This is a genomic window from Nocardia sp. NPDC051030, from assembly GCF_040683015.1.
In the GTDB taxonomy this organism is placed as follows: domain Bacteria; phylum Actinomycetota; class Actinomycetes; order Mycobacteriales; family Mycobacteriaceae; genus Nocardia.
The window spans coordinates 20,255-42,283 of sequence record NZ_JBFBCD010000007.1 but is presented as its reverse complement, the minus strand read 5'-3'; the positions used below and the strand labels follow the sequence as shown (position 1 = coordinate 42,283).

Below are 22,029 nucleotides of genomic sequence, written 5' to 3'. Positions count from 1 at the left end.
AACCGGCGGGGGGCCCCCCCCTAGCTCCCCCCCCCCCCGGGGGGGGGGCCCGTGGGGGGGGGGGCGTGCCCGGGGGGGGCCGGGGGGGGGGCCGGGCCCCGCCCCCCCCCCCCCACGTCTATTCCCCTGCCCGGATTCAGTTGTCGGTGAAGGTGATTCGCACCGTCACCGGCGCGGACTCCAATGCGGCGAACATGCCGCGGGCGACCGGTGCGAGCAGCGGATGCGGGGCGAAGGTCTTGGCGCGGGCCACCACATCGTCCTCGGGAAGCAGGACGGCGGTGGCGGTGCGCCACCGATCGCCCTGGCGGACACGGATATTCGGGTCGGCGGAAATATTGAGACCCCAGCCCGAGCGCAGGCCGTGCTGGCAGATGCCCCATGCGCCGTCCTGATCGAACAGCAGCGAGATCGGCACGCTGCGTGGCTGACCCGTCTTGCGGCCGATGGTCTCGATCTCGGTGGCCAGCGCCGTGCGAATGCCGACGCGGTCGAGCCCGCGAATGGCCGGATTCATGACGTATCGTCCGAAAGTGCGTTCCGCCTTGAACTTGCGGGCGGCACGCTGAGCGGCCGAGCGCGGCGCGGCGGTGCGCTTGCTGCGGAAGGCATCCGGGCCATTGCGGCGCAGCATGAGCGCGGCCGTGCGCCACGGGGAGCGCTGCGGATCCGGATCACCGCCCGCGCCGAGCAGATGCAGCTGATCGGTGTGCCATTGCAAGTCGAGCGCGCCATTGAAGGACTTCACAGCGCTGGCCGCCGCCAGACGCGACGGCAGGTCGACCGAGATGCGCGGGGGACGCAGCACCTCCGTGCGTTCGGTGAGCAGATCGGCTGCGGCGGTGGGGATCACGGCGGTCGGACGGCCGATGCCGACCACATCGCAGATGTCACCGGCGACCGCCTCGGACATGGCTGTGCGGGAACGGAATCCGCCGGTGACGGCGATCGGCACCTCGCCCGCGGCCTTGCGCGCGGTCTCGGCATAGTCGAGGAAGTAGGCCTCGCGTGCGCGGGTACTCGCCGACGCGGTGCGGGGACGGCCCAGCATGGCGGGGGATTCGTAACTGCCGCCGCTGATTTCGAACAGATCGACGCTCTCCGCCGAGAGCTGCTCGATGACGGACCGGGACTCGTCCTCGGTGAAGCCGCCGCGCTGGAAGTCGGCCGAGTTCAGCTTGATGCCCAAGCCGAATCCGGGGCTCACCGCCGTGCGAATGCTGCGCACCACCTCGAGCACGAAACGCCTGCGCCGCTCCGGATCGCCACCCCAGGCGTCGGTGCGCTGGTTGGACAACGGAGACAGGAACTGCGACACCAGGTATCCGTGCGCTCCGTGAATCTGCACGCCGTCGAATCCGGCGGCCTCCGCCACCTGCGCGGCCGTGCCGAAACGGCGGATGATGTCGAGGATCTCGTCCTCGGTCAGCGCACGCGGCGTGGGCACGCCGGGAATGCCGAGCGCAATGGCCGACGGCGCGACCGAGCGATTGCGGGTGACGATCGGATTGGCCTGCCGCCCAGGGTGATTCAGCTGCACCCAGACCTTGCTGCCGCCGTTCTTCCCGGCCTTGGCCCAGCGGGTGAGCGCGTCCAGGTCCCGCTCATCCTCCATGGCCACATTCCCCGGCTCGCCGCAGTGCCGCCGATCCACCATCACATTGCCGGTGACGATGAGCCCGTACCCGCCGTCGCTCCACCGCGCGTACAGGCGTTCCAGCCGCTGATCGGGGGCGTTGTCGACGGTGCCGAGGCCCTCGCTCAGGGCCGACTTCATGATTCGATTCGGGATTACCTGGCCCGAGGGCAAAGGCAGTGGATCGTGCAAAGTGGGCATCGCGTGACCTCGATTAGTCGTCGGGGTTAGTGGCGGCGGCCTGCCCGAGGGGTAGACCGATCGGTTCCATAAAACGCTAGTACACCGATCGGTATACGACAACCTGCGCCGGTCGGAGTCGGTCCTCCTCCCCTGGTCGGAGATATCCTGAGCTACACTGGCTAGACCGATCGGTGTACAGAAAGAGGTGCGTGTCATGGCTGCCCGTGATCGGCTGGTCGACAGCGCCATCGACCTCATGCGCCGCTACGGCATCGCCGGCACCGGAATCTCGCAACTCCTCGAGCAAAGCGGCATCTCCCGACGGTCCATCTACCTCAACTTCCCCGGCGGGAAATCCGAACTCGTCGCCGAGGCCACCCGCACCGCGGGCCAAGCCTCCAGCGCCCTCATTCGAACGATCACCGCGGGCGCGGACGTCGCCTCCTGCGTGGCCGCCTTCCCCGCCATGTGGCGCGAAGTCCTCGTCTCCAGCGACTTCGCCGCCGGATGCCCCATTGTCGCCGCCGCCCTCGGCCGCTCCGAATCCGCCGCGGCCGCCGACGTGGCAGGGGAGACCTTCACCGAATGGGAAGAAATCCTCGCCACCCGCCTCCAAGCCGAAAAAGTAGCCCCCGAAACCGCCCGCTCGCTCGCCACCACCATCGTCGCGGCAGTCGAAGGCGCAGTGGTCATGTCCCTCGCCACCCGCTCCACCGCCCCCCTCGAGCGCACCGGCAAACAACTCTCCGACCTCGTGGCCACCCACACGGGCAAAACCCCCGCCGCCTGACCTAGGCGGTCTCGCCGTTCTTTCGCAGCGCTGCCTCGATCTCCTCCCGCATCGGAATCGACGCGCTGGCACCGAGTTTCGTCGTAGCCAGTGCCCCGGCCGTGCACGCCCAGGCAAGCGCGATCTTCGGCCCCTCGTGCCAGTGCGCGGCAAGCGCACCGGTGAAACTGTCCCCAGCGCCGGTGGTGTCCACGACGGTGACCGCGACGCCCGGGTGAAAGAGCGTGTGCCCGTCACGATCGCGGTAGATCGCGCCCGCGCCGCCGAGTGTGGTGATCACGTGGGGGACTGGGTCGAGTGCCGCACCGAACTGCGCGGCCTCGCCCTCATTGACCACGGCCACATCGATCTCGGCCCACAGGTCCGCCGGAAGTTCCCGCACCGGTGAGGGATTGAGCAATACCGTCGTCCCGTTCGCGCGTGCATGGCGGGCAGCCGCGAGCACCGTTGGTAGCGGAATCTCCAACTGGCACATGAGGACATCGGCGGCCGCGATCGCATTCAGGTCCGCGGCATCGAGTTCCGTCATCCGCGAATTCGCGCCGCCCACGACGATGATGGTGTTCTCGCCGCCGCCGTCTACCACGATGGTGGCGATCCCGCTGGGTCCGTCAACGTGCCGCAATCGCGAAACCCCCACCGCCGCATCGCTCAACACCCCGCGCAGCGCGTCGGCGAACACATCGTCCCCCACCGCGCCGACGAACTCGACGTCCGCCCCGGCTCGGCGTGCCGCGATCGCTTGGTTCGACCCCTTCCCGCCGGGCACCAGGGCAAACCCGTCGCCACTCACGGTCTCCCCGGGCTCCGGCCGCCGTCCGACGGTCGTCACCAGATCCATATTGATGCTGCCCACCACCACAATCCGCGCCATACCCGGACCCTAAACGACAGACCCCCGTGGTTCCGGCAAGAACATCGCCAAGGCCACGGCCGCGACGGGGGCGACGCAGAGCGCGGTCAGCGCGGCCTGCGGTCCGTGGGCGTCGGCGATCGCACCAAGAATTGGCACGAATAGGCCGCCTGCACTGACCGCCAGGCCGAGGGTCACCCCTGCCGCGGTGCCGGGACGGCTGGGCAGGTAGTCCTGGCCCAGCTTCACCAGCACGGCGAACGGGATATTGGCGGTGAAGCCCGCCAGCGAGGCCAGCGCCAAGCCCCAGTGCGGATCCGGTGCGGCGCGAAGCGCGATCAATGCGGGAATGACTGCGAGACTGCCGATTTGGATGGTTCGCACCATGCCGAACCGATCGGCCAGTCGCCCGCCCGAGAGGGTTCCGGCCACGCCACCGACCAGGAAGGCGGTCAGCGCCGCACCGCCCAGGGCCCGGGATGCGCCGAGATGATTGATCCAGTACAGCGCGATGAAGGTGTTCACTCCGAAGAAGACGGTGGATCGGACGACCTCGACCAAGGTCAGGATGGCGAATGGCAGCCAGCGATCCCGGCCCGTGGCCACGGGCGCGGCCGCATTGCTCCGAGTGGATCGTTGCTGATGCCGCCACAGCACGAATCCCATCAGCACGGCGGGCGGCAGGAAGATCGCCGTCGCGCCGACCCCGAACGCATCGAGGGCGGGTGTGGCCAGTGCTGGTGCGAGGAAGAATCCGACGCTGCCGCCTGCGGCGAACCAGCTCATGGCTCCCGCACTGGCCCCGGCCGCCTGGCGGGCATCACGGCCGGCGGCGGGATGGAATGCGGCCACGCCGATTCCGGACAGCAGGAGCAGGATCCAGACGAGTGGATAGGTCGGTGCGAGACCGGCGGCTCCCGCGCCGATGCCCGCTAGCGCCAAACCCGCGGGCGCGAGCCACGGGAGTCGCCATCGATCCGCGATCACGCCCAGGATCGGTTGCGGTAGTGAGCTTCCCAGGGTGGCCGCGAGCGCGAGGCCGGAGGCGGCGACATAGCTGTAGTGCCGCTCCAGTACGAAGAACGGAATGCTCGCGGGCACCAGGCCTTGATAGAAATCGTCGACCGCGTGCGCGATCGCCCAGTGCCGCATGCGATTCCATGTGGAGCGGGTATCCGCTGCGGGTGTCGTGATCGCGTGTGTACTCACCATGGCGGGTCCGTCCTCTCTCCCTGTGAGATGAGAGTAGGGACCGGAGCCCGCGGCGGACTTCCGATAAAATGCCAATCCATGTCGGGAATCCGCCAAGATGAGGAAACCACGGCATCGCAGCAATTATCCGGCGGTGCCCGCATAGATCGGCATCGGCACGACCAGGATCAGATCGTGTATCCGAGTTCCGGTGCGGCGGAAGTGCGTACCGAGGCGGGGTGCTGGATCGCACCGGCCGACCGGGCCATTTGGATTCCGGCCGGGAGTTGGCACGAGCACAGCTTCTACGGGCCCACTCGATTCCACTGCGTCGGGTTCGCACCCGAGCAGTCGCCTCGTCGCCGGGTACCGGCCGTGATCGCGGTGGGTCCGCTCTTGCGGGAGCTGATCATCACCTGCTCGGAACCCGGTGACCTGCCTGGGGAAGAGTCGGATCGGATGCGCCGGGTGCTACTCGATCAGATCGGGCGTAGCCCGGATCAGCAGCTCTTGCTGCCTGCCGCACAAGATGATCGGCTGCGCACGGCCTGCCGACTGGTCGAACAGGACCTCACGGTGAATTGGGCGATCGCCGATCTCGGCCGCGCGGCGGGTGCGGGGGAACGGACGCTTACGCGGTTGTTCCGGACCGAATTCGCCATGACCTATCCGCAGTGGCGCACACAGCTTCGACTACATCGCGCGGTCCAGCTGCTTGCGGCGGGGGAGAACGTGACGGCTGTTGCGCACCAATGCGGTTGGGCTTCGGCGAGTGCGTTCATCGACGTGTATCGCCGGGTTCTCGGTCATACGCCGGGTGATCGTCGGGGCGGCGTTCGCGGCGGGTGATGTGCGCCGGAATGGGTTCAGCCCAGGGCGGATTCGACGGCGGCCTTGGACTCCGGGGTGACCGGGTCGAGGATGTCGTCGAAGTCGTGGTGCTTCTGGACGTAGGCGGCGACGAAGGGGCAGATGGGGACGATGCGCTTGCCTGCCGCGCGGGTTTCGGTCAGGGCGGCGGCGATGAGGCGACCGGCCAGGCCTCGGCCGGCGAAGCGGTCGTCGATTTCGGTGTGGAAGAAGATGCGCTGGTTGTTGTGGTCCACGTAGGAGGTGAGGCCCGCCCGTTCGCCGTCCACGCTGATCCGGAAGAAGCGGGGGACGGTGTCGGTCACCTCGGTGATGACCGGGTCCGATTGGGTGGCTGAGGGGTTCGCGTCGGTCATGGCTGCTCGCTTTCGGTCGTCACACTTTGTGGATATGGCAACCAAGCTAACTGGCGGTGCGTGAGCCGTATTCCCCGGCCCGACGGACCGGTTCCAGCGGAGGCGCGGCGACGGGGCAATTGAATTTGCACAGCGGTTCGGCCGAGGGGGGCGCGGTGCGCAGGGCGTCGTCGCGGACGGTGAAGACGGTGAGGATCGCGGCGGCGACCATGAGGACCACACAGATGATCAGGGCCATGCGGAAGCCGTTCGCGAAGTCGCCGGGGTTGGTGTACGCATCGCCGGTGAGTCCGACCAGGGGCGGAATCGCCGCTACCGCAAGGAGTCCGGCGGCGCGGGCGACCGCATTGTTGACGCCGCTGGCCACGCCCGCGTGCCGTTCGTCGGCGGTGGCCAGGACCGTGGCGGTGAGCGGGGCGACGGCCAGGGTGAGGCCCGCGCCGAAAACTATTGCGGCGGGGAGCACATCGAAGACGTAGGAGGTGTGGACACCGATCCGGGTCATCAGGAGCATGCCCGTGGCGGCCAGCAGCACGCCGATGGCGATCGGCCAGCGCGGGCCGATGCGCTGGGCCAGGGCTCCCGAGCGCGCCGAGAACAGAAACATCAGAACCGTCACCGGGATCATGGCGGTGCCCGAGGCGATGGGGCTGAAACCGGCCGCGACCTGGAGTGTCAGCACCAGCAGGAAGAAGACGACGCTCATCGCGCCGTACATGACGAACGTGACGACATTGATCGCGGTGAACTGTTTGGAGGCGAACACGTCGACCGGCAGCATCGGCTGCGGGCCGTCCGCGTGGGACGAACGCCGCCGCTCGATCAGCACGAAGGCAATACCCGCGAGCACACCCAGGACGGCACTGGCCACCACCAACGCCCGATTGGTGTCCTTCTCCGGAGCCATGGTGAGCGCGTACGTGATTCCGGCCAGGCACCCGGCCGCCAGCACCGCACCCAGCACATCGAATTTGCCGTGCGCCTCGGAATCCCGGGTCTCGGGCACATGCCGCAGCGTCACTAGCACCACGACCGCCGCGAGCGGGATATTCAGCAGGAACACCCACCGCCACCCGGCCGCCTCGACCAGCCAGCCCCCGAGGAAAGGCCCGAGCGCTCCCGCCACGCCACCGAATCCGGACCAAGCCCCCACGGCCCGAGCCCGATCCGAGGGCAGGAACGACGCCTGAATGATCGCCAGCGATCCGGGCGTCAGCAACGCCCCGCCCACACCTTGCAGCGCTCGCGCCGCGATCAACATCGAAATATCCTGCGCCGCACCGCACAGGGCCGATGCGATGGCGAACCACACCACCCCGATCAGGAATAGTCGCCGCCGCCCGAACCGATCGCCCAGCGACCCACCCAGCAGAATCAACCCCGCCAAGGTCAGCGTGTACGCATTGACGGTCCATTGCAGCCCCGCCATGGACGCGCCGAACTCGTCCCCGATCCTCGGCAGTGCCACATTGACGACGGTCGCGTCCAGCATCGCCATCCCCGAACCGAGGACGGTGGCCAGCAAAACCCAACGGCCTGGCGCGGACGACAGGCGGATGCTCGCGGTCATCAGGTCACCGTAGCCCCGAGCCTCACATTCCGGACCGATGTTCACTCTGGGGCGAGCCCCAACCCCACTTACACAACGAAACCGGCCGCCGAGGGAGCACTGGTGGTGGCGGATTGCCCCAATATCCGCCACCAGTGCTCCCTGATCTTGGTCGTGCCAGGGAGTCGGCTCCGGTGTTGAGGGAGCGATGGTGACGGCAACCTGGTTGATTCCTACCAGCAGTGCTCCCTGATCTGCTTCCGTTCAGGCGGGGCCGGGGCGGGGTCGGCTCCGGGAGTCGGGGTGAAGTGGCCGGTCAGTAGGCTGTAGCCATGACAGGTTCGACTGCCACCGAGGTGGACTCGGTGCGCGAAGTGGTGCATGAGGCGGCGCGCCGGGCTCGGGTCGCGTCGCGCACGCTGGCTCAACTCACCACCGCGGAGAAGGATGCCGCATTGCATGCCGCGGCGGATGCGCTGCTGGGCGCGAAGGATCGGATTCTGGCCGCGAACGGCGAGGATATCGAGATCGCCAGAAGCGGCGGAACGGCTGAGGCGCAGCTGGATCGGCTGCGGTTGACCGACGCCCGGATCGATGGGATCGCCTCGGGGCTGCGGCAGGTGGCGGGGCTGCCGGATCCGGTGGGCGTCATCGTGCGCGGGTCGACCTTGCCGAATGGGCTGGAGATCAAGCAGGTCCGGGTGCCGCTCGGGGTGGTCGGCATGGTGTACGAGGCGCGGCCGAATGTCACGGTCGATGCCTTCGGGCTCACCTTGAAGTCGGGTAACGCCGCCCTGCTGCGCGGGTCCTCCTCGGCGGTGCGGTCCAATGCCGCGCTGGTCGCGGTGCTGCGCGAAGCGCTTGCGGCGCAGGGGCTTCCGGAAGACACCGTGCAGTTGCTGCCCGCCGAGGATCGGTCCAGCGTCACGCATCTGATTCAGGCGCGCGGGCTGGTCGATGTGGTGATCCCCCGCGGCGGCGCGGGCCTGATCAATGCCGTGGTGCGCGATGCGCTGGTGCCCACCATCGAGACCGGTACCGGCAACTGCCACGTCTATGTGCACGCCGACGCCGATCTGGAGATGGCCGAGTCCATCCTGATCAATGCCAAGACGCGTCGCCCGAGCGTCTGCAATACCGCCGAGACGGTGCTCATCGACAAGGCCATCGCCGATACGGCCGTCCCGCGGCTGATCAAGGCTCTCGAGGCCAATGGCGTCACCATCCACGGCGATCTGCCGGGCCTGGTGCCCGCCACCGACCAGGACTGGGCCGACGAGTACCTGTCCCTCGATATCGCGCTGAAGGTCGTCGACGACCTGGATGCCGCCATCGAGCACATCAATCATTGGGGCACCGGCCACACCGAGGCCATTGTGACCGCCGACCTGAAGTCGGCCCGCGAGTTCTCCAATCGCGTGGACGCCGCGGCCGTCATGGTGAACGCCTCCACCGCGTTCACCGATGGCGAGCAGTTCGGCTTCGGGGCCGAGATCGGCATCTCCACCCAGAAGCTGCACGCGCGCGGCCCCATGGGCCTGCCGGAGCTGACCTCCACCAAGTGGATCGTGTGGGGCGACGGTCAGATCCGGCCCGTCTAGGACCACCCCGGCAATCCTCCGATACCGGGCACCGGCCTGGAACGGGTACCCGAGTGACGGCACAATGCCGGAGATAGGCACAGTGGAGTGCGGGGGCCGCACGCAATGGCCCCCGCGCCCCGACGGAAGGACAGCACACGTGGCTCCTCAGACCGCCCCCGCCCAGGAGCCGATCTTCTCGTCGGTCGACGATGTGATCGAGCGTCTTTCGCACACCGGGTACCTGGCCGACAAGGCCACCGCCACTTCGGTTTTCCTCGCCGACCGGCTCGGCAAGCCGCTGCTCATCGAGGGCCCCGCCGGTGTCGGCAAGACCGAGCTGTCCAAGGCGGTCGCCGAGGTCGCGGGCGCGGAACTGGTGCGCCTGCAATGCTATGAGGGCGTCGACGAGGCCCGCGCGCTCTACGAGTGGAACCACGCCAAGCAGATCCTGCGCATCCAGGCCTCCTCCGAGAACGATTGGGCCGAAACCAAAGCCGACGTCTTCACCGAGGAATTCTTGCTGGAGCGCCCGCTGCTCACCGCCATCCGGCGCAGCGAACCCACCGTGCTGCTCATCGACGAAACCGATAAGGCCGACGTCGAGATCGAGGGCCTGCTGCTCGAGGTGCTCAGCGACTTCTCGGTCACGGTTCCCGAACTGGGTACCATTGCCGCCACCCGCAAGCCGTTCGTGGTGCTCACCTCCAATGCCACCCGCGAACTGTCCGAAGCGCTCAAGCGGCGCTGCCTCTACCTGCACATCGACTTCCCCGACGAGGAGCTCGAGCGCCGCATCCTGGCCAGCCGCGTCCCCGAGCTGAAGCCCGCCGTGGCCGCCCAGCTGGTGCGAATCGTGCACGTGCTGCGCGGCATGCAGTTGAAGAAGCTGCCCTCGGTCGCGGAATCCATCGACTGGGCGCGCACCCTGCTTGCCTTGGGCGCGAAGGACATCGACGACAAGACCGTGCGTGCCACCCTCGGCGTGGTGCTCAAGCATCAGTCCGACCATGTGCGCGCGCTCGCCGAGCTGAAGCTGGCCTGAGATGTCCGGCGGACCGAACAACCCCCGCGGCCTGGTCTCGGCCGCCGTGCGGGCGGTGACCGGTGGCACGCCCGCCTCCTCGAAGAAGTCCGCGCAGATTGGGCCGACGGCCGAGCACGGCATCCCCGGGCATCTGGTCGGCTTCGTGGAGGCCTTGCGCGGCAGGGGAATTCCGGTCGGACCGTCCGAAACCGTCGATGCCGGACAGGTTCTCACCGTCCTCGACCTGATGGACCGCGAGGCCCTGCGCGAGGGCTTGGCCTGTGCCCTGCTGCGCCGCACCACCCAGCGCAGCACCTTCGACGGCATGTTCGACCTGTGGTTCCCGGCCGCGCTCGGTGAGCGCAGTGGGGCCGACGACATCGAGATCCCGCACCGCCCCGATGGTTCCGTGGACATTATCGAACTGCGGAAGATGCTGGCGGAGTTGCTGACTCAGGACCCGTCCGGCGAGCAATCGCAGCAGTTGCAGGCCCTAGCAGCGCAAATGGTCGAGCAGATGGGGCAGTACCAGGCGGCAGGCGGACCGTCCTTCTCCGCCTACCAGACCCTCAAGGATCTCCAGCCCGAGATTCTGGTCAGCCGCATCCTGGCCGGACTGGCCGCGGGCATGGACACCTCCGCGGCGTCCGAATTCGATGACGAGGTCGCTCGTCGCGCCGCCCGCCAGCGCATCAAGAACTTCCGCGGCACGGTCGAAGCCGAAACCCGCCGCCGCGTCGCCGAACGCATCGGCCGCGAACGCGTCGCCACCTACGGCGTCGCCCGCCAGGCCGAGGACGCCGACTTCCTGCGCATCTCCCAGAACGAGCTCGACGAACTGCGCCGCAGCAGCCAGCGCCTGGCCCGAGTCCTGGCCTCCCGCTTGGCGGCTCGCCGCCGCCGTGCCCGTCGCGGCGAGATCGACCTGCGCAAGACCATGCGCAAATCCATGTCCACCGGCGGCGTCCCGGTCAACCTGGTGACCCGTAAACCACGCCCCGGCCGCCCCGATCTCGTTCTGCTGTGCGATATCTCGGGTTCGGTGGCCGGGTTTTCCAGCTTCACCATGCTCATGGTGAACGCCCTGCGCGAACAGTTCTCCCGCGTCCGCATCTTCGCCTTCGTGGACCGCGCCGACGAGGTCACCCAGCTCTTCGACTCCGCGACTCCGCTCGATCAGATCACCCGCCGTATCTTCACCGAATCCAAGGTCGTCGGCATCGAAGGCCACTCCGATTACGGCTCCGCCCTGGAAGGTTTCGCCGAGAACTGGCCCGACGCCGTCACCAGCCGCACCTCCCTGCTCATCCTCGGCGACGCCCGCACCAACTACCGCGACCCCGCCCTGGCCACCCTCCAAAAACTGGTCGCCACAGCCAAACACGCCTACTGGCTCAACCCCGAAGCCGAAAAGGTGTGGGGCACCGGCGATTCCGCCGCCAAGAAGTACGCCGAAATCATCGAGATGCACGAATGCCGCTCGGCCCGCCAGCTCACCACGGTCGTCGGCCGCCTGCTCCCGGTCTGAGACTGCCGAAATTCAAGCGCCCCAACGCTTGATCCGCCCGCGCCCGGGGAGGCGCGGACGGATCGTGAGACGTGCTCAGGCGTGGGCGTGGGCGTCCTGCAACACCTTCAGGTCGATCTTGCTCATGGTTTGCAGCGCGGTGCTGACGGCGGCGGTCTTGGCGGGGTTCTCGCCGGACATCAGGTCCATGATCTGTGAGGGGGCGACCTGCCAGCTGATGCCGTAGCGGTCCTGCAGCCAGCCGCACGGGCCGGGCTGCCCGCCCTCGACGAGACCGGCCCAGAGTTGGTCGATCTCCTCCTGGGTGTCGACGACGATCTGAATCGATGCGGCGTCGGTCGGCGGGTGGCCGGGGCCGCCGTTCATGAGTGTGAGTGCATGACCCTGCAATTCCAGGGTGACTACGAAGGCCGAACCGTCGGGGTTGCGGGTGATGCCGGTGATCCGCGAGTCCGGGATCACCTGGGTGTACTGGGTGGCGGCCGCTTCGGCCTCGGTGTCGAACCAGAAGAAGGTGCTGATGGACATGGTGTGCTCCTCGGGAGTTGAGCTCGGCTTGCTGTCACCCTTTGGTCGGAGCCGGTTTCACGGTCTCGACCTATCTCTCCGGAAATCTCGAAAATTCTTTGAACCCGGTCCCGTTAGTCGGTTGTTAGCGGAGCGTTGGTGGGTTTCCGCACTGTCTAGGCATGCAGCGACGTCCTCTCGCCCATCTGCTCGCTCTCGGACCTGTTCACCAATCTCGACAGCGGCGTGCAGACGCTGTCGAACTACTCCCAGACGGAGCTGACGCTCAGGTTCGGGGCCGACGGCTACTACCGGAACGGGGCCTCGGCCGATGCCGTGAACTTCCGGGACTGGGCGGTCGGGTGGGACGGCCTGCGTCTCTACTTCGGCACCATCGCCTCGGAAGCCCGCGGCAATATCATGCTGACCCTGCCCTGGTCCGCACTTCAGGGTGTGCTCAACCCGAATATCAAGAGCGTCGTCGGCGCCTGACCGGCCGCCGCTGCGCACCACCGCCGATTGTCCCCGGTAAGCTCGCTTTTCGTGCAAACGAACGGGCGCCGCAAGCTGGGGGTGATGGGCGGTACTTTCGATCCCATCCACCACGGCCACCTGGTCGCCGCCAGCGAGGTCGCGAACCGCTTCGACCTCGACGAGGTCATTTTCGTGCCGACCGGTGAGCCCTGGCAGAAGGCGGATCGGCATGTGAGCCCCGCCGAGGACCGCTATCTCATGACGGTCATCGCCACGGCGTCCAATCCGCGGTTCTCCGTCAGCCGCACCGATGTAGACCGCGGCAAGGACACCTACACCGTCGACACCCTGCGTGACCTGCGCGATCAGCATCCCGACGCGGATCTGTACTTCATCACCGGAGCGGACGCACTGGCCAGCATCCTGACATGGCAGGATTGGTCCGAACTGTTCGAGCTGGCGAAATTCGTCGGAGTGAGTCGTCCGGGGTACGAATTGAATATCGACCACCTGGCCGATTACCTCCGCGACTACCCCGCCGACACCGTCACCACGATCGAGATCCCGGCATTGGCGATCTCGTCCAGCGAATGCCGGCGGCGGGCGGGCGAAGGCCGGCCGGTGTGGTACCTCGTCCCGGACGGGGTCGTGCAGTACATATCGAAGCGGCACCTCTACGTGCCGGCAGACCGCACTACATGAAGTGCAATAGGAAGGTAGCAACAGCGTGAGCGCATCGGTCGAAGCGGTGAAGATGGCGACGGTGGCCGCATTGGCGGCCGATGAGAAGCTGGCAGCGGAAGTGGTCGTGCTCGACGTCTCCGAGCAGCTGGTCATCACCGACTGTTTCGTCATCGCCTCCGCGCCCAACGAACGCCAGGTCAACGCGATCGTCGACAATGTCGAGGACAAGCTGCGCGAGGCCGGATACAAGCCGGTGCGCCGCGAGGGCACCCGCGAAGGCCGTTGGGCGCTGCTGGATTACGTCGAGATCGTCATCCATATCCAGCACAATGACGAGCGCGACTTCTACGGCCTGGAACGGCTGTGGAAGGACTGCCCGCAGGTGCCGATCGAAGGCCTGGGCACCACCCGGCCCGCAGCAGACACCGACGAGGCCGATGCGGCCGGAAGCACCGAGGCCGAGGCGCACGAGTGAGCAAGATGGCCGGTGTACGCCGGTTGATTCTCCTGCGGCACGGGCAGACCGAATGGAATGCCACCGACCGCATGCAAGGCCAGATCGACACCGAACTCAGCGAGGTCGGGCGACGGCAGGCCAAGGACTGCGCACCCGAGATGGCAGTCGGCGATCTCATCGCCATCGTGTCCTCGGACCTGCGGCGCGCCCATGACACCGCGCTCGCCGTGGCCGATTGCGCGGCCCTGCAGGTCGTCACCGATACCCGGCTGCGCGAAACCGACCTCGGCCAATGGGAAGGCCTGACCCACCTCGAGGTCGACGCCATGAGCCCCGGCGCCCGCAAGGCCTGGCGGCTCGACCCCACCTTCACCCCGCCCGGCGGCGAATCCAAGCTCCAGGTCGGCGCTCGCGCGCTGCCCGTGGTGCGGGAACTGTTCGCCGAGCGGGAGGACTGGCCCGGCCGTACCATCATGCTGGTTGCGCACGGCGGCTTGATCGCTGCGCTGACCGCGGCATTGCTCGAACTCCCGCCCGAGAATTGGCCGGCCCTCGGCGGGCTCGCCAATACCAGCTGGGTGCAGTTGACCAGCCACGGTCCGAGCAGCGAGCGACCCGGCTGGCGCCTCGATGTGTGGAACGCGCTCGCGAAGGTAGCCCCCGATGTCCTCTGACGTACCCGGTGAACGGCAAGTCTCCGACGAACTGCTGCGGCAGGCCTCGGAGGTGAAGGCGGTCCGGCATCTGCCGGATGCGCTCTTCGGCGCGCCCGTCGACGAGCCGAAAGCCGAACCGGCAGCCTCCGATTCGGGGGAGCGGCCGGTGCTGGTGGTCATCGCGGACTCGCTGTCCTACTTCGGGCCCAAGGGCGGGCTGCCCGCCGACCATCCCCGGATCTGGCCGAATCTCGTTGCGGCCGAACTCGACTGGGATGTAGAGCTGGTTGCGCGGATCGGCTGGACCTGCCGGGACGCCTACTGGGCGCTGATCGGTGATCCGCGCATCTGGGCGGCCGTGCCGCGTGCCGGTGCGGTGGTATTCGCGACCGGCGGCATGGATTCGCTGCCCTCGCCGCTGCCGACCGCGCTGCGTGAGCTGATCCGTTATGTGCGACCGCCTTTCGCGCGGAGGTACGTGCGCAATACGTACAACTGGTTGCAGCCGCGGCTGTCGCACCTGGGCTTCCCGGTGGCGCTGCCGCCCGCGGTGAGCGTCGATTATCTCGAGCAGTCGCGGAACTCGCTGGTGCAGTTGCGGCCCGAGCTGCCGGTGATCGGCGTGCTGCCGTCCGTGCATCAGTGCGATGCCTACGGGCGGGTGCACAAGGGGCGCGAACCCATGGTGCGGGCCGTGACGAAGTGGGCCGCGGACAAGTCCGTTCCGCTGGTCGACCTCGGAGAAGCCGTGCGCGACAACGTCTTCAACGGTCCCGCCAATCCCGATGGCATCCACTGGGGCTGGGACGCCCACACCGCCGTCGCCCGCGCCATGGTCAAGGTGCTGACCGAGGCGACCACCCGGGACATCCGCACCGCGACCCCCGAGGTTCACACTGCATGAACGGCTTTGCCCGCGGAGAGGTCCGCTAGCCGATGCCCGTGGTGGTTGTCACCGACTCGTCGGCCAGTCTGCCCGCCGACCTCACCGCCGACCTCGGCGTGCTCGCGGTACCGCTGCACGTCCTGGTCGACGACCGCGAAATCCGCGAGGGCGTGGACGATTGCGATATCGACTACGGCTCGTCGACGGTCACCACCTCCTCGGCGTCCCCCGGTGACCTGCGTGCGGCGTACGAACGCGCCCTCGAACTGAGCAATGGCGACGGCGTTGTCGCCGTGCACATCTCGCGCCAGCTCTCCGGAACCTGGGAAGCGGGCCGCCAAGCCGTCCGCGATATGGATGCCTCCGACCGAGTCCGCCTGGTCGACTCCCTCAGCGCGGGCCTCGGCACCGGCCTTCCGGTCCTGGCCGCCGCCCGCCGCGCCCGCACCGGCGCGGAACTCGACATCGTCTACGACGCCGCGGTGGCCGCGGCCAGTCGCGGCCGGGCCTTCATAGTGGTCAACCGCACCGAACAACTCCGTCGCGGCGGACGCCTCAGCAGCGCCGCCGCCTTCTTCGGCACCGAGTTGGTCACCAAGCCCATCCTCCAAATAGTCGAAGGCCGCCTCGAACTCCGCGAAAAGGCCCGCACCCGCTCCAAGGCCTTCACCAAACTGGTTGCCGCGGCAGTGGACGCCGCGGGCGAAGACGGTGCGGCCATAGCCGTCCAGCACCTCGGCGCGGAAGAGGCCGCCAACACCATCGCCTCCCAACTTCGCGACCTGGTTCCCGGCATCCGAGAACTCATAATCACCGAATTCGGCCCCACCCTCGGCGTCCACCTCGGCATGGGCGCAGTCGGCGCTTTGGTCGTCCCCGGCGGCTGCGGCTAGCCCGGCCGAGACCTAGTCGTCGGTGAACTCGACGATGTTCACGGGGAACGGTAGGCATCTTTCAGTGGCTGCCCACCGCGACCGGTCTGTCGTGATGATTTCCCAGTCCAGATAGCGTGCCACCGAAACCGTGTGGGCGGCAGGCAGATCGATCGGTTCGTTGGCGGCGGCCTGCACGTCCGCTAGTTCGTTGGCATCGTCGGTGTTGGCGAGCGCGGCGATCTGGATCGAGTCGAGGTTGTCGATCACGCCGTTGACCTTGGCACGCTGGTCTTCGGACAACCCGACCAGGCTGGCTGACAGCGCCAGAAACGGTACGGCGATGCGGATATCGCGGCTGTGCAGGACTGCGATCAGGTTGGATACGTTGGGGTCACCGAGCGCGCGCTCATTCCTGTGCCGCCCGTCGTTGAGCGAGCCGGTCAACCAGGACGTCAGCTTGTCGTTCGGCCCACGCGACCGCCGCCGCGTTCTTGCGATCGGCCGCGATGCGGTTCTCCCAAGCCAGTCGGTTGCGGGTCTGGGTCGAGCGGTAATGGGTGATCAGGCGGTTGATCACCGCGTCGAGGGATTCATTGGGTTTGGCCAGCGCCTGTAGTTCGTCGCGAGTTGCGGGACGAGTCGTGATCGTTGCCTTATTGTCGACCATGCATGAAGCGTATTGGTCATGCTTTGAGCATTTCAGGCAATCGGCCTGCGATCGGCCGGTCTGCTTGCCGGTGGAATCTGGTTGTTCACAATTGCTTCCGGTATCCACAGGGTTTCTGAAAGCCCAGGTCGCTGAGACTGAGCTGGGTGGCTTGCGGCCTAGCGTGGCCCTCATGCCACGAATCGACGAACGTGCCGAGGTCCGCCGTCGTCTCGACGCGCGCAACGACCCCGAAGCCCCGACCGCCCGAACGGATTTCGCCCCGAGTCCACCGCATCCCCCGCGGTGGGACGAGGAATCCATCGACCCGCCCACGCCCGAGCGAGATAAGAACGACGGCCGTGAGCGGGCCGGATCACCTACGCCCGCTTGGCTGTCCGAGCCATGCGGCAGTGTGTCGCTGTGGCATGAGCGGCTGGTGCCGGAGCGTTTCCGCGGCACCCGATGGGATCCCGGCCCGCGCGGCGTCCTGGTACTCGCTGCCGTGGGCGTCGCGGCGGTGATCCTTGCCGGTCTGGTGTCCTTCCGTGAAAGGCCGGTGGCACAGGCAGTCCCGCCGATCACCTCGGCTGCGATCGCAGAAATCGCCGTCGCCGATCCCGCCGATCCGGAGGCCCCACCGACCTCGCAAGCCACCGCCCCTGCTGTAGGCGCGCCGACTACGAGCCGCACTCCGCTGACGACCACCGCCACCGGTGCGACCGGCAGTGCATCTCCGGCCGCGGAGCTGGTCATCAGCGTGATCGGCTTGGTCGAACACGGCGGCATCCGTCGCTTCCCACCCGGTGCCCGGATCGCCGATGCCCTGCGGGCCGCCACTCCACGCCCCGAGGCGGACTTGTCCGGACTGAACCTCGCCCAGCACCTGTGCGATGGCGACCAAATCATTATCGGCCGAACCAATCCCCGGCCCGGCCCCCAACAGGTCGGCAGCACCATCATCAATTCGGCTCGCGGTGCCACCGCCGACAACACCGCTCCTACCGGAGCCGCGCGCACGTCCGGCACCCCTGTCAGGATCAATCTCAATACCGCGACCGAAGCCGAACTCGACGGACTTCCCGGTGTCGGTCCCATCACCGCCCGCGCAATCCTCGCCTGGCGCACTCGTCACGGCCGGTTCACCTCCGTAGACCAACTCACCGAGATAGACGGCATCGGCCCCTCCCGCCTCGCCAAACTCCGTGCGGTGGTGACCATATGACCGGCATCGTCGGGTCGCGCGGGGTGGTTGCGCAATGAGTGGGGCGGAGCGGGAGCAGGTGGTGGGGGAGGATCGGGGGCCGGTCGAGCTGCCTCAGGTGCTGGATGCGCGGTTGGTTCCGGCGGCGGTGTGTTGTTGGGGGGCGACGATTGTGGCGCTGGTGGCTGGGTGGCGCGCTGGGGTGGGACTGGCGGTGGGGTGTTGCCTTGTTGCTATTGGATTGTGGGGGTTGGTAATTCGGGGGATGGGTGCGGGACGGGGGAAGGGGTTGGGGTTTGTGGTGTTGGCGGCGCTGGTGATTGGGGCGGGGTTCGCGGGGGCGGGGGCCTGGCGGGAATTCCGGGCCGAGGAGCATCCATTGCGGAAGGTGGAAAGCGGGCGCAAAGTGTGGGCGGTTGTGGTGGTGGATGACGATCCGAAGGCGGTGGCGGGGAAGGGGTTCGGTGGACGGAAGGTGATTGTGCGAGGGGAGTTGGTCGAGTTTCGGGAGGGTGGGGGGACGGTTCGGGGTGGGGGAGCAGTGGTGGTGCTGGGGCCGGAGGCTGGGTGGCGGGGGTTGTTGCCGGGGCAGCGGGTGGGGTTCCGGGGGCGGGTGGATCGGCCTTGGCGGTCGGATTTGACGGTGGCCGTGCTGCGGGCGGAGGGGGCGCCGGCGGTTGTCGAGGAAGCGCCTTGGTGGCAGCGGGGTGCGGGGAAGGTGCGCGGGCATTTCGCGGAGGCGGCGGGGCGGGCGCTGCCCGAGGATGCGGCCGGGCTGTTGCCGGGGTTGGTGATCGGGGATACGTCGCGGTTGCCGGAGGGGGTGCGGGAGGACTTTCGGGAGGTCGACTTGGCGCATTTGACGGCGGTCAGCGGGGCGAATGTGACGATTCTGCTGGGGGCCGTGCTGCTTTCGATGCGGGTACTGACGGTGGACCCGCGAGTGGGCGCGATGGCCGCCGGAGCCGCGCTGGTCATGTTCGTGGTGCTGGCGCGGCCCTCGCCGAGCGTGCTGCGCGCAGCGGTCATGGGTGCGGTGGCCCTGCTGGCGCTGTGCACCGGACGGCGTAAGCAGGCGCTACCCGCATTGTGTGCGGCGATCATCGGATTACTGGGCTGGTCACCGGAATTGGCGGTGGATGCCGGGTTCGCCTTGTCGGTGCTGGCCACGGCGGGGCTGATCGTGCTCGCACCGGGATGGTCGGATCGGCTTCGGGCGCATGGCTGGTGGCGGGTGCCCGCCGATGCGCTCGCGGTCTCGGCTGCTGCCTTCGTGGTAACGACGCCGGTCGTCATCGCCATGACCGGCCACCTCAGCCTGGTCGCCATAGCGGTGAATGTCCTGGTGGAGCCGGTGATCGCGCCTATCACCATCCTTGGTGCGCTGGGTGCGGTCCTCGCGTGCCTGTGGTCCCCGGCGGCCGAGCTTCTCCTACATTGCACCTCGCCGCCGCTGTGGTGGCTGCTGACGGTCTCCGATCATGCCGCCGCACTCGGTGCTTCGGTCGCGCTACCCACCGGCGTCCGTTCCGGCCTCATCGCCGCGGTGCTCTGCGTGCTGGTGATCGTCGCCTTGCGGCCGAGACACGCGGAGTCGCCGGAGCCCTGACCCGGCACCATGATGGCGAGCAATTCGGGTGGGTGCGGGATGGCCTGGCGGGGATGTCGGAGGGGGCTCGTAGGATCTTGGGCGTGAGCCAACGACCCGCACCTCTGCATCTCGTGCTCGGCGAAGAAGAACTGCTGATCGAGCGGGCGGTGTCGGCCATTACCGCCCAGGGCCGGGCCGTCTCCGACGATCCGGATGCCATGCCGGTGGATCGGCTGCGCGCGGGGGATGCCAGTACGCCGGAGTTGGCGGAGTTGCTGAGCCCGTCGCTGTTCGCCGAGGACCGGGTGATCGTGCTGGAGGCGGCCGCTGAGGCCGGTAAGGATGCCGTCGCGGTCTTGACCGACGCGGCGGCCTCCCCGCCCGATGGCGTGGTGCTCGTGGTTCTGCACACCGGTGGTGGCCGGGCCAAGGCGTTGGTTCCGGCCCTGCAGAAGCTCGGGGCGGTCGTGCACGAGTGCGCCAAGCTGAGCAAGGCGGGCGAGCGGGTCGAGTTCGTGCGCAATGAGTTTCGCGCGGCGAATGTGCGGGTGTCCGCCGATGTGGTGCAGGCCCTGATCGAATCGGTCGGCTCCGATCTGCGCGAATTGGCCGCGGCCAGTTCACAATTGGTCGCCGACACCGGCGGCAAGATCGATGTCGCCGCCGTGCACCGCTACTACTCCGGCAAGGCCGAGGTCTCCGGCTTCGATGTCGCCGATCTCGCCGTCTCCGGTGACCGCGCCGCCGCCATGGAAGCCCTGCGCTGGGCCACCGATCGCGGCGTCCCGGCCGTCCTGCTGGCCGATGCCCTCGCCGATTCGGTGCACACCATCGCCCGCGTCGGTTCCGCCGGACGCGGCGACCCCTTCAAGCTGGCGGGCGATCTCGGCATGCCGCCCTGGAAGGTGAAGAAGGCCCAGGCCCAGTCCCGAGGCTGGACCGGAGCCACCATTGGCGAGGCCCTACAGGTGGTCGCCGCCCTCAATGCCGACGTCAAGGGCGGCGCGGCCGACACCAACTACGCCCTCGAACACGCCCTGGCCCGCATCCTGGACCTCCGCCAACCGGCCTGATCTCTCGGACAACCTCAGCCGACCGGCTACTGCTCGACGATCTCATCCACCCGGCTGGGATAGAACGCAATATGGTTCTTGATCTCGGCGACCGCGGGATGCGGCAACTCATACACCCAAATCGCATCGACGCTGCGTTCCCCGCCGATCGGAATGGAGTAGTAGCTCGCATCGCCCTTGTAGGGGCAATAGCTGGTGGTGGCCGTCCGCTCCAAGAGCGACTCGTCCGCGTCCTCGATCGGGATATATTGCACGGCAGGATAATTCGACTCCTGCAAGGTGAGCGACCGCCGCGTATCCGCCACGATCTCACCGTTCAATCGCACAATCACCCGCTTAGGATTGGCCGTAATGGTGATGGGGTGATCGGGCCCAGGCTCACGAATGGGTTTGCTGCTCATGATTCGCCTTCTCTGCTCAATCGATTGGTTGCCAGTCGGTCTGAATCGGCGGTGACCAAAGCTCGCTTGACGTGCAACGGCATATTCATGATTTCGATTCCTCGCAGAACCTACGCATCGAGCCCCGTTCCGGAAATGGAACGGGGCTCGAGAGAGGTCGGAAGGTCAAGTCAGCTTGACGGCTCCCAGGTGATTTTGCCGCCCTGGAAGTCTTGGGCCTTGCCGCCCTTGTAGTCGTATTCATCGCTGGTCGGGTAGCCGTAGCGGCCGTTCTCCGAACCATTGCGGACCCATTCGTCCCGGATGGAACCCCAGATCACGTGGGTGCCGTTCTTCGTGGTGGAGAAGATCGCGCCACCCTCGAAGAGGGCGTAGGTGCCGTCGCCCTTATTGGTCTTGGCGACATCGCTGATGGGGAAGGCGAGGGGGCTGTTCTCCCAGCCGACCTGACCGTACTTGTCGAGCACGGTCCCGCTGAGCTGATGCGCGGCGGTGCCCAGCGACCAGTACACCGATCCGCCCTGGAATTGCTGGAAGCGCCCGGGTTTGGCGGTCGCGCCCTCCTCGGCCATGGGGTACTTGAGCGCCCCGGATTCGGAGTTCAGATTGCGCCACTTCTCGCGGATCGCGCCGCCCACGGCATGCGCGTCGGTCGCGGGCGTCCAGTAGATGGACAGATTATTGGCGAAGTCCTGCTTCTTGCCCCCGGCCGCGGCATCGGCTTCCGGCCCCAGCGGATCACCGAAGAAGTCCGGCCCACCGGCCCGGTCGTACTCGACCTCGATAGCCCCGCCGACCTCGAACGGCCCGATCGGACGGGCCGCAGCCGTGCCGATTCCCGTGGTCAGCGCGATGGCGACCACCCCGGCGGCCAGCGCGCCTCTGCTCCAGGCCGAACGATTTCTACGTACCGATGTCAAGACAGCTCCCAACGCAGGTGATATCCAAGTCCCCCGACTGCTCGCAGCCATCCTGCTGTGAACCCTTCGATCCGGCAAGTCACACCGTCGAT

Annotated in this window: 24 protein-coding genes; 14 read left to right on the top strand and 10 right to left on the bottom strand. The window is 67.6% G+C overall.

The window, feature by feature from the left end:
• Window positions 1-136 precede the first annotated feature (136 nt).
• Window positions 137-1,837 (bottom strand): nitroreductase family deazaflavin-dependent oxidoreductase, encoded by a 1,701-nt coding sequence (locus tag AB0N05_RS23800; protein WP_364698014.1) that lies wholly within the window; start codon window positions 1,835-1,837, stop codon window positions 137-139.
• Window positions 1,838-2,033: 196 nt separating this feature from the next.
• Here AB0N05_RS23800 and AB0N05_RS23795 point away from each other — a divergent pair, with 196 nt between their 5' ends.
• A complete protein-coding gene (locus tag AB0N05_RS23795) occupies window positions 2,034-2,609 on the top strand; it encodes a TetR/AcrR family transcriptional regulator (protein WP_364698012.1) in 576 nt (191 codons plus the stop codon).
• Between the two features lies 1 nt (window position 2,610).
• Here AB0N05_RS23795 and AB0N05_RS23790 read toward each other — a convergent pair whose 3' ends face one another.
• Together AB0N05_RS23790 and AB0N05_RS23785 are read right to left on the bottom strand one after the other, a co-directional pair.
• Window positions 2,611-3,483 carry a ribokinase gene (locus AB0N05_RS23790; RefSeq protein WP_364698010.1) on the bottom strand — a complete coding sequence of 291 codons (873 nt, stop codon included), beginning with the start codon at window positions 3,481-3,483 and terminating at the stop codon, window positions 2,611-2,613.
• Between the two features lie 9 nt (window positions 3,484-3,492).
• A complete protein-coding gene (locus AB0N05_RS23785) occupies window positions 3,493-4,674 on the bottom strand; it encodes an MFS transporter (protein WP_364698008.1) in 1,182 nt (393 codons plus the stop codon).
• Between the two features lie 78 nt (window positions 4,675-4,752).
• Here AB0N05_RS23785 and AB0N05_RS23780 point away from each other — a divergent pair, with 78 nt between their 5' ends.
• Window positions 4,753-5,502, top strand: coding sequence for a helix-turn-helix transcriptional regulator (locus AB0N05_RS23780; RefSeq protein WP_364698006.1), 750 nt, complete (start codon window positions 4,753-4,755; stop codon window positions 5,500-5,502).
• A 17-nt stretch (window positions 5,503-5,519) separates the two neighbouring features.
• On the opposite strand, the gene AB0N05_RS23775 is transcribed toward AB0N05_RS23780, so the two are convergent.
• Both AB0N05_RS23775 and AB0N05_RS23770 read right to left on the bottom strand, forming a co-directional pair.
• A complete protein-coding gene (locus AB0N05_RS23775; protein ID WP_364698004.1) occupies window positions 5,520-5,879 on the bottom strand; it encodes a GNAT family N-acetyltransferase in 360 nt (119 codons plus the stop codon).
• Between the two features lie 46 nt (window positions 5,880-5,925).
• Window positions 5,926-7,449 (bottom strand): MFS transporter, encoded by a 1,524-nt coding sequence (locus tag AB0N05_RS23770; RefSeq protein ID WP_364698002.1) that lies wholly within the window; start codon window positions 7,447-7,449, stop codon window positions 5,926-5,928.
• Window positions 7,450-7,760: 311 nt separating this feature from the next.
• On the opposite strand from AB0N05_RS23770, the gene AB0N05_RS23765 reads away from it, so the two are divergent.
• The 3 genes from AB0N05_RS23765 (at window position 7,761) to AB0N05_RS23755 (ending at window position 11,563) form a co-directional block, all read left to right on the top strand.
• Window positions 7,761-9,029, top strand: a complete 1,269-nt coding sequence (locus AB0N05_RS23765; RefSeq protein WP_364698000.1) for a glutamate-5-semialdehyde dehydrogenase — start codon at window positions 7,761-7,763, stop codon at window positions 9,027-9,029.
• 64 nt (window positions 9,030-9,093) lie between these two features.
• A complete protein-coding gene (locus tag AB0N05_RS23760; RefSeq protein ID WP_364697998.1) occupies window positions 9,094-10,053 on the top strand; it encodes a MoxR family ATPase in 960 nt (319 codons plus the stop codon).
• A 1-nt stretch (window position 10,054) separates the two neighbouring features.
• Complete coding sequence (locus AB0N05_RS23755; RefSeq protein WP_364697996.1) at window positions 10,055-11,563, top strand: VWA domain-containing protein; 1,509 nt, start codon at window positions 10,055-10,057, stop codon at window positions 11,561-11,563.
• A 75-nt stretch (window positions 11,564-11,638) separates the two neighbouring features.
• Here AB0N05_RS23755 and AB0N05_RS23750 read toward each other — a convergent pair whose 3' ends face one another.
• Window positions 11,639-12,091 (bottom strand): VOC family protein, encoded by a 453-nt coding sequence (locus AB0N05_RS23750; protein WP_364697994.1) that lies wholly within the window; start codon window positions 12,089-12,091, stop codon window positions 11,639-11,641.
• Window positions 12,092-12,316: 225 nt separating this feature from the next.
• Here AB0N05_RS23750 and AB0N05_RS23745 point away from each other — a divergent pair, with 225 nt between their 5' ends.
• From AB0N05_RS23745 to AB0N05_RS23720, 6 genes are read left to right on the top strand one after another with little or no spacing between them, the layout of a single operon-like run.
• A complete protein-coding gene (locus AB0N05_RS23745) occupies window positions 12,317-12,562 on the top strand; it encodes a hypothetical protein (RefSeq protein ID WP_364697992.1) in 246 nt (81 codons plus the stop codon).
• A gap of 51 nt (window positions 12,563-12,613) precedes the next feature.
• On the top strand, window positions 12,614-13,246 hold the full coding sequence (gene nadD, locus AB0N05_RS23740) for a nicotinate-nucleotide adenylyltransferase (protein WP_364697991.1): 633 nt from the start codon (window positions 12,614-12,616) through the stop codon (window positions 13,244-13,246).
• A 25-nt stretch (window positions 13,247-13,271) separates the two neighbouring features.
• Window positions 13,272-13,703, top strand: coding sequence for a ribosome silencing factor (gene rsfS / locus AB0N05_RS23735; RefSeq protein ID WP_364697989.1), 432 nt, complete (start codon window positions 13,272-13,274; stop codon window positions 13,701-13,703).
• A gap of 5 nt (window positions 13,704-13,708) precedes the next feature.
• Window positions 13,709-14,359 carry a histidine phosphatase family protein gene (locus AB0N05_RS23730; protein WP_364698392.1) on the top strand — a complete coding sequence of 217 codons (651 nt, stop codon included), beginning with the start codon at window positions 13,709-13,711 and terminating at the stop codon, window positions 14,357-14,359.
• Window positions 14,349-15,245, top strand: a complete 897-nt coding sequence (gene octT / locus AB0N05_RS23725; RefSeq protein WP_364697987.1) for a diglucosylglycerate octanoyltransferase — start codon at window positions 14,349-14,351, stop codon at window positions 15,243-15,245. The genes AB0N05_RS23730 and octT overlap by 11 nt, the downstream gene beginning before the upstream one ends.
• 32 nt (window positions 15,246-15,277) lie before the next feature.
• Entirely contained in the window at window positions 15,278-16,120 is an 843-nt protein-coding gene (locus tag AB0N05_RS23720; RefSeq protein WP_364697985.1) for a DegV family protein, read from the top strand.
• 12 nt (window positions 16,121-16,132) lie between these two features.
• Here the strand turns inward: AB0N05_RS23720 and AB0N05_RS23715 are convergent, their stop codons facing one another.
• Together AB0N05_RS23715 and AB0N05_RS23710 are read right to left on the bottom strand one after the other, a co-directional pair.
• Window positions 16,133-16,546: a hypothetical protein gene (locus AB0N05_RS23715; protein WP_364697983.1), complete on the bottom strand. Its 414-nt coding sequence runs from the start codon at window positions 16,544-16,546 to the stop codon at window positions 16,133-16,135.
• Complete coding sequence (locus AB0N05_RS23710; protein ID WP_364697981.1) at window positions 16,509-16,769, bottom strand: hypothetical protein; 261 nt, start codon at window positions 16,767-16,769, stop codon at window positions 16,509-16,511. Before AB0N05_RS23710 ends, AB0N05_RS23715 begins: the two co-directional genes overlap by 38 nt.
• Before the next feature lie 172 nt (window positions 16,770-16,941).
• Here AB0N05_RS23710 and AB0N05_RS23705 point away from each other — a divergent pair, with 172 nt between their 5' ends.
• From AB0N05_RS23705 to holA, 3 genes are all read left to right on the top strand, one after another.
• On the top strand, window positions 16,942-17,973 hold the full coding sequence (locus tag AB0N05_RS23705) for a helix-hairpin-helix domain-containing protein (RefSeq protein ID WP_364697979.1): 1,032 nt from the start codon (window positions 16,942-16,944) through the stop codon (window positions 17,971-17,973).
• Window positions 17,974-18,217: 244 nt separating this feature from the next.
• A complete protein-coding gene (locus AB0N05_RS23700; protein WP_364697977.1) occupies window positions 18,218-19,561 on the top strand; it encodes a ComEC/Rec2 family competence protein in 1,344 nt (447 codons plus the stop codon).
• Window positions 19,562-19,644: 83 nt separating this feature from the next.
• A complete protein-coding gene (gene holA / locus AB0N05_RS23695) occupies window positions 19,645-20,616 on the top strand; it encodes a DNA polymerase III subunit delta (RefSeq protein ID WP_364697976.1) in 972 nt (323 codons plus the stop codon).
• Between the two features lie 26 nt (window positions 20,617-20,642).
• On the opposite strand, the gene AB0N05_RS23690 is transcribed toward holA, so the two are convergent.
• Together AB0N05_RS23690 and AB0N05_RS23685 are read right to left on the bottom strand one after the other, a co-directional pair.
• Window positions 20,643-21,017, bottom strand: coding sequence for a DUF427 domain-containing protein (locus AB0N05_RS23690; protein ID WP_364697974.1), 375 nt, complete (start codon window positions 21,015-21,017; stop codon window positions 20,643-20,645).
• A gap of 170 nt (window positions 21,018-21,187) precedes the next feature.
• On the bottom strand, window positions 21,188-21,937 hold the full coding sequence (locus tag AB0N05_RS23685) for a hypothetical protein (RefSeq protein ID WP_364697973.1): 750 nt from the start codon (window positions 21,935-21,937) through the stop codon (window positions 21,188-21,190).
• Between the last annotated feature and the right edge of the window lie 92 nt (window positions 21,938-22,029).

Excerpts from the sequence above, each read along its gene's own strand:
- AB0N05_RS23700 (WP_364697977.1), top strand. The coding sequence starts at position 18,218 with ATGGGTGCGGGACGGGGGAAGGGGTTGGGGTTTGTGGTGTTGGCGGCG.
- AB0N05_RS23710 (WP_364697981.1), bottom strand. The coding sequence starts at position 16,769 with ATGGTCGACAATAAGGCAACGATCACGACTCGTCCCGCAACTCGCGAC.
- octT (WP_364697987.1), top strand. The coding sequence starts at position 14,349 with ATGTCCTCTGACGTACCCGGTGAACGGCAAGTCTCCGACGAACTGCTG.
- AB0N05_RS23770 (WP_364698002.1), bottom strand. The coding sequence starts at position 7,449 with ATGACCGCGAGCATCCGCCTGTCGTCCGCGCCAGGCCGTTGGGTTTTG.
- AB0N05_RS23705 (WP_364697979.1), top strand. The coding sequence starts at position 16,942 with ATGCCACGAATCGACGAACGTGCCGAGGTCCGCCGTCGTCTCGACGCG.
- AB0N05_RS23720 (WP_364697985.1), top strand. The coding sequence starts at position 15,278 with ATGCCCGTGGTGGTTGTCACCGACTCGTCGGCCAGTCTGCCCGCCGAC.
- AB0N05_RS23750 (WP_364697994.1), bottom strand. The coding sequence starts at position 12,091 with ATGTCCATCAGCACCTTCTTCTGGTTCGACACCGAGGCCGAAGCGGCC.
- AB0N05_RS23755 (WP_364697996.1), top strand. The coding sequence starts at position 10,055 with ATGTCCGGCGGACCGAACAACCCCCGCGGCCTGGTCTCGGCCGCCGTG.
- AB0N05_RS23775 (WP_364698004.1), bottom strand. The coding sequence starts at position 5,879 with ATGACCGACGCGAACCCCTCAGCCACCCAATCGGACCCGGTCATCACC.
- AB0N05_RS23785 (WP_364698008.1), bottom strand. The coding sequence starts at position 4,674 with ATGGTGAGTACACACGCGATCACGACACCCGCAGCGGATACCCGCTCC.
- AB0N05_RS23790 (WP_364698010.1), bottom strand. The coding sequence starts at position 3,483 with ATGGCGCGGATTGTGGTGGTGGGCAGCATCAATATGGATCTGGTGACG.
- AB0N05_RS23800 (WP_364698014.1), bottom strand. The coding sequence starts at position 1,837 with ATGCCCACTTTGCACGATCCACTGCCTTTGCCCTCGGGCCAGGTAATC.
- AB0N05_RS23760 (WP_364697998.1), top strand. The coding sequence starts at position 9,094 with ATGCCGGAGATAGGCACAGTGGAGTGCGGGGGCCGCACGCAATGGCCC.
- AB0N05_RS23780 (WP_364698006.1), top strand. The coding sequence starts at position 4,753 with ATGTCGGGAATCCGCCAAGATGAGGAAACCACGGCATCGCAGCAATTA.
- AB0N05_RS23690 (WP_364697974.1), bottom strand. The coding sequence starts at position 21,017 with ATGAGCAGCAAACCCATTCGTGAGCCTGGGCCCGATCACCCCATCACC.
- AB0N05_RS23795 (WP_364698012.1), top strand. The coding sequence starts at position 2,034 with ATGGCTGCCCGTGATCGGCTGGTCGACAGCGCCATCGACCTCATGCGC.
- AB0N05_RS23765 (WP_364698000.1), top strand. The coding sequence starts at position 7,761 with ATGACAGGTTCGACTGCCACCGAGGTGGACTCGGTGCGCGAAGTGGTG.
- AB0N05_RS23730 (WP_364698392.1), top strand. The coding sequence starts at position 13,709 with ATGGCCGGTGTACGCCGGTTGATTCTCCTGCGGCACGGGCAGACCGAA.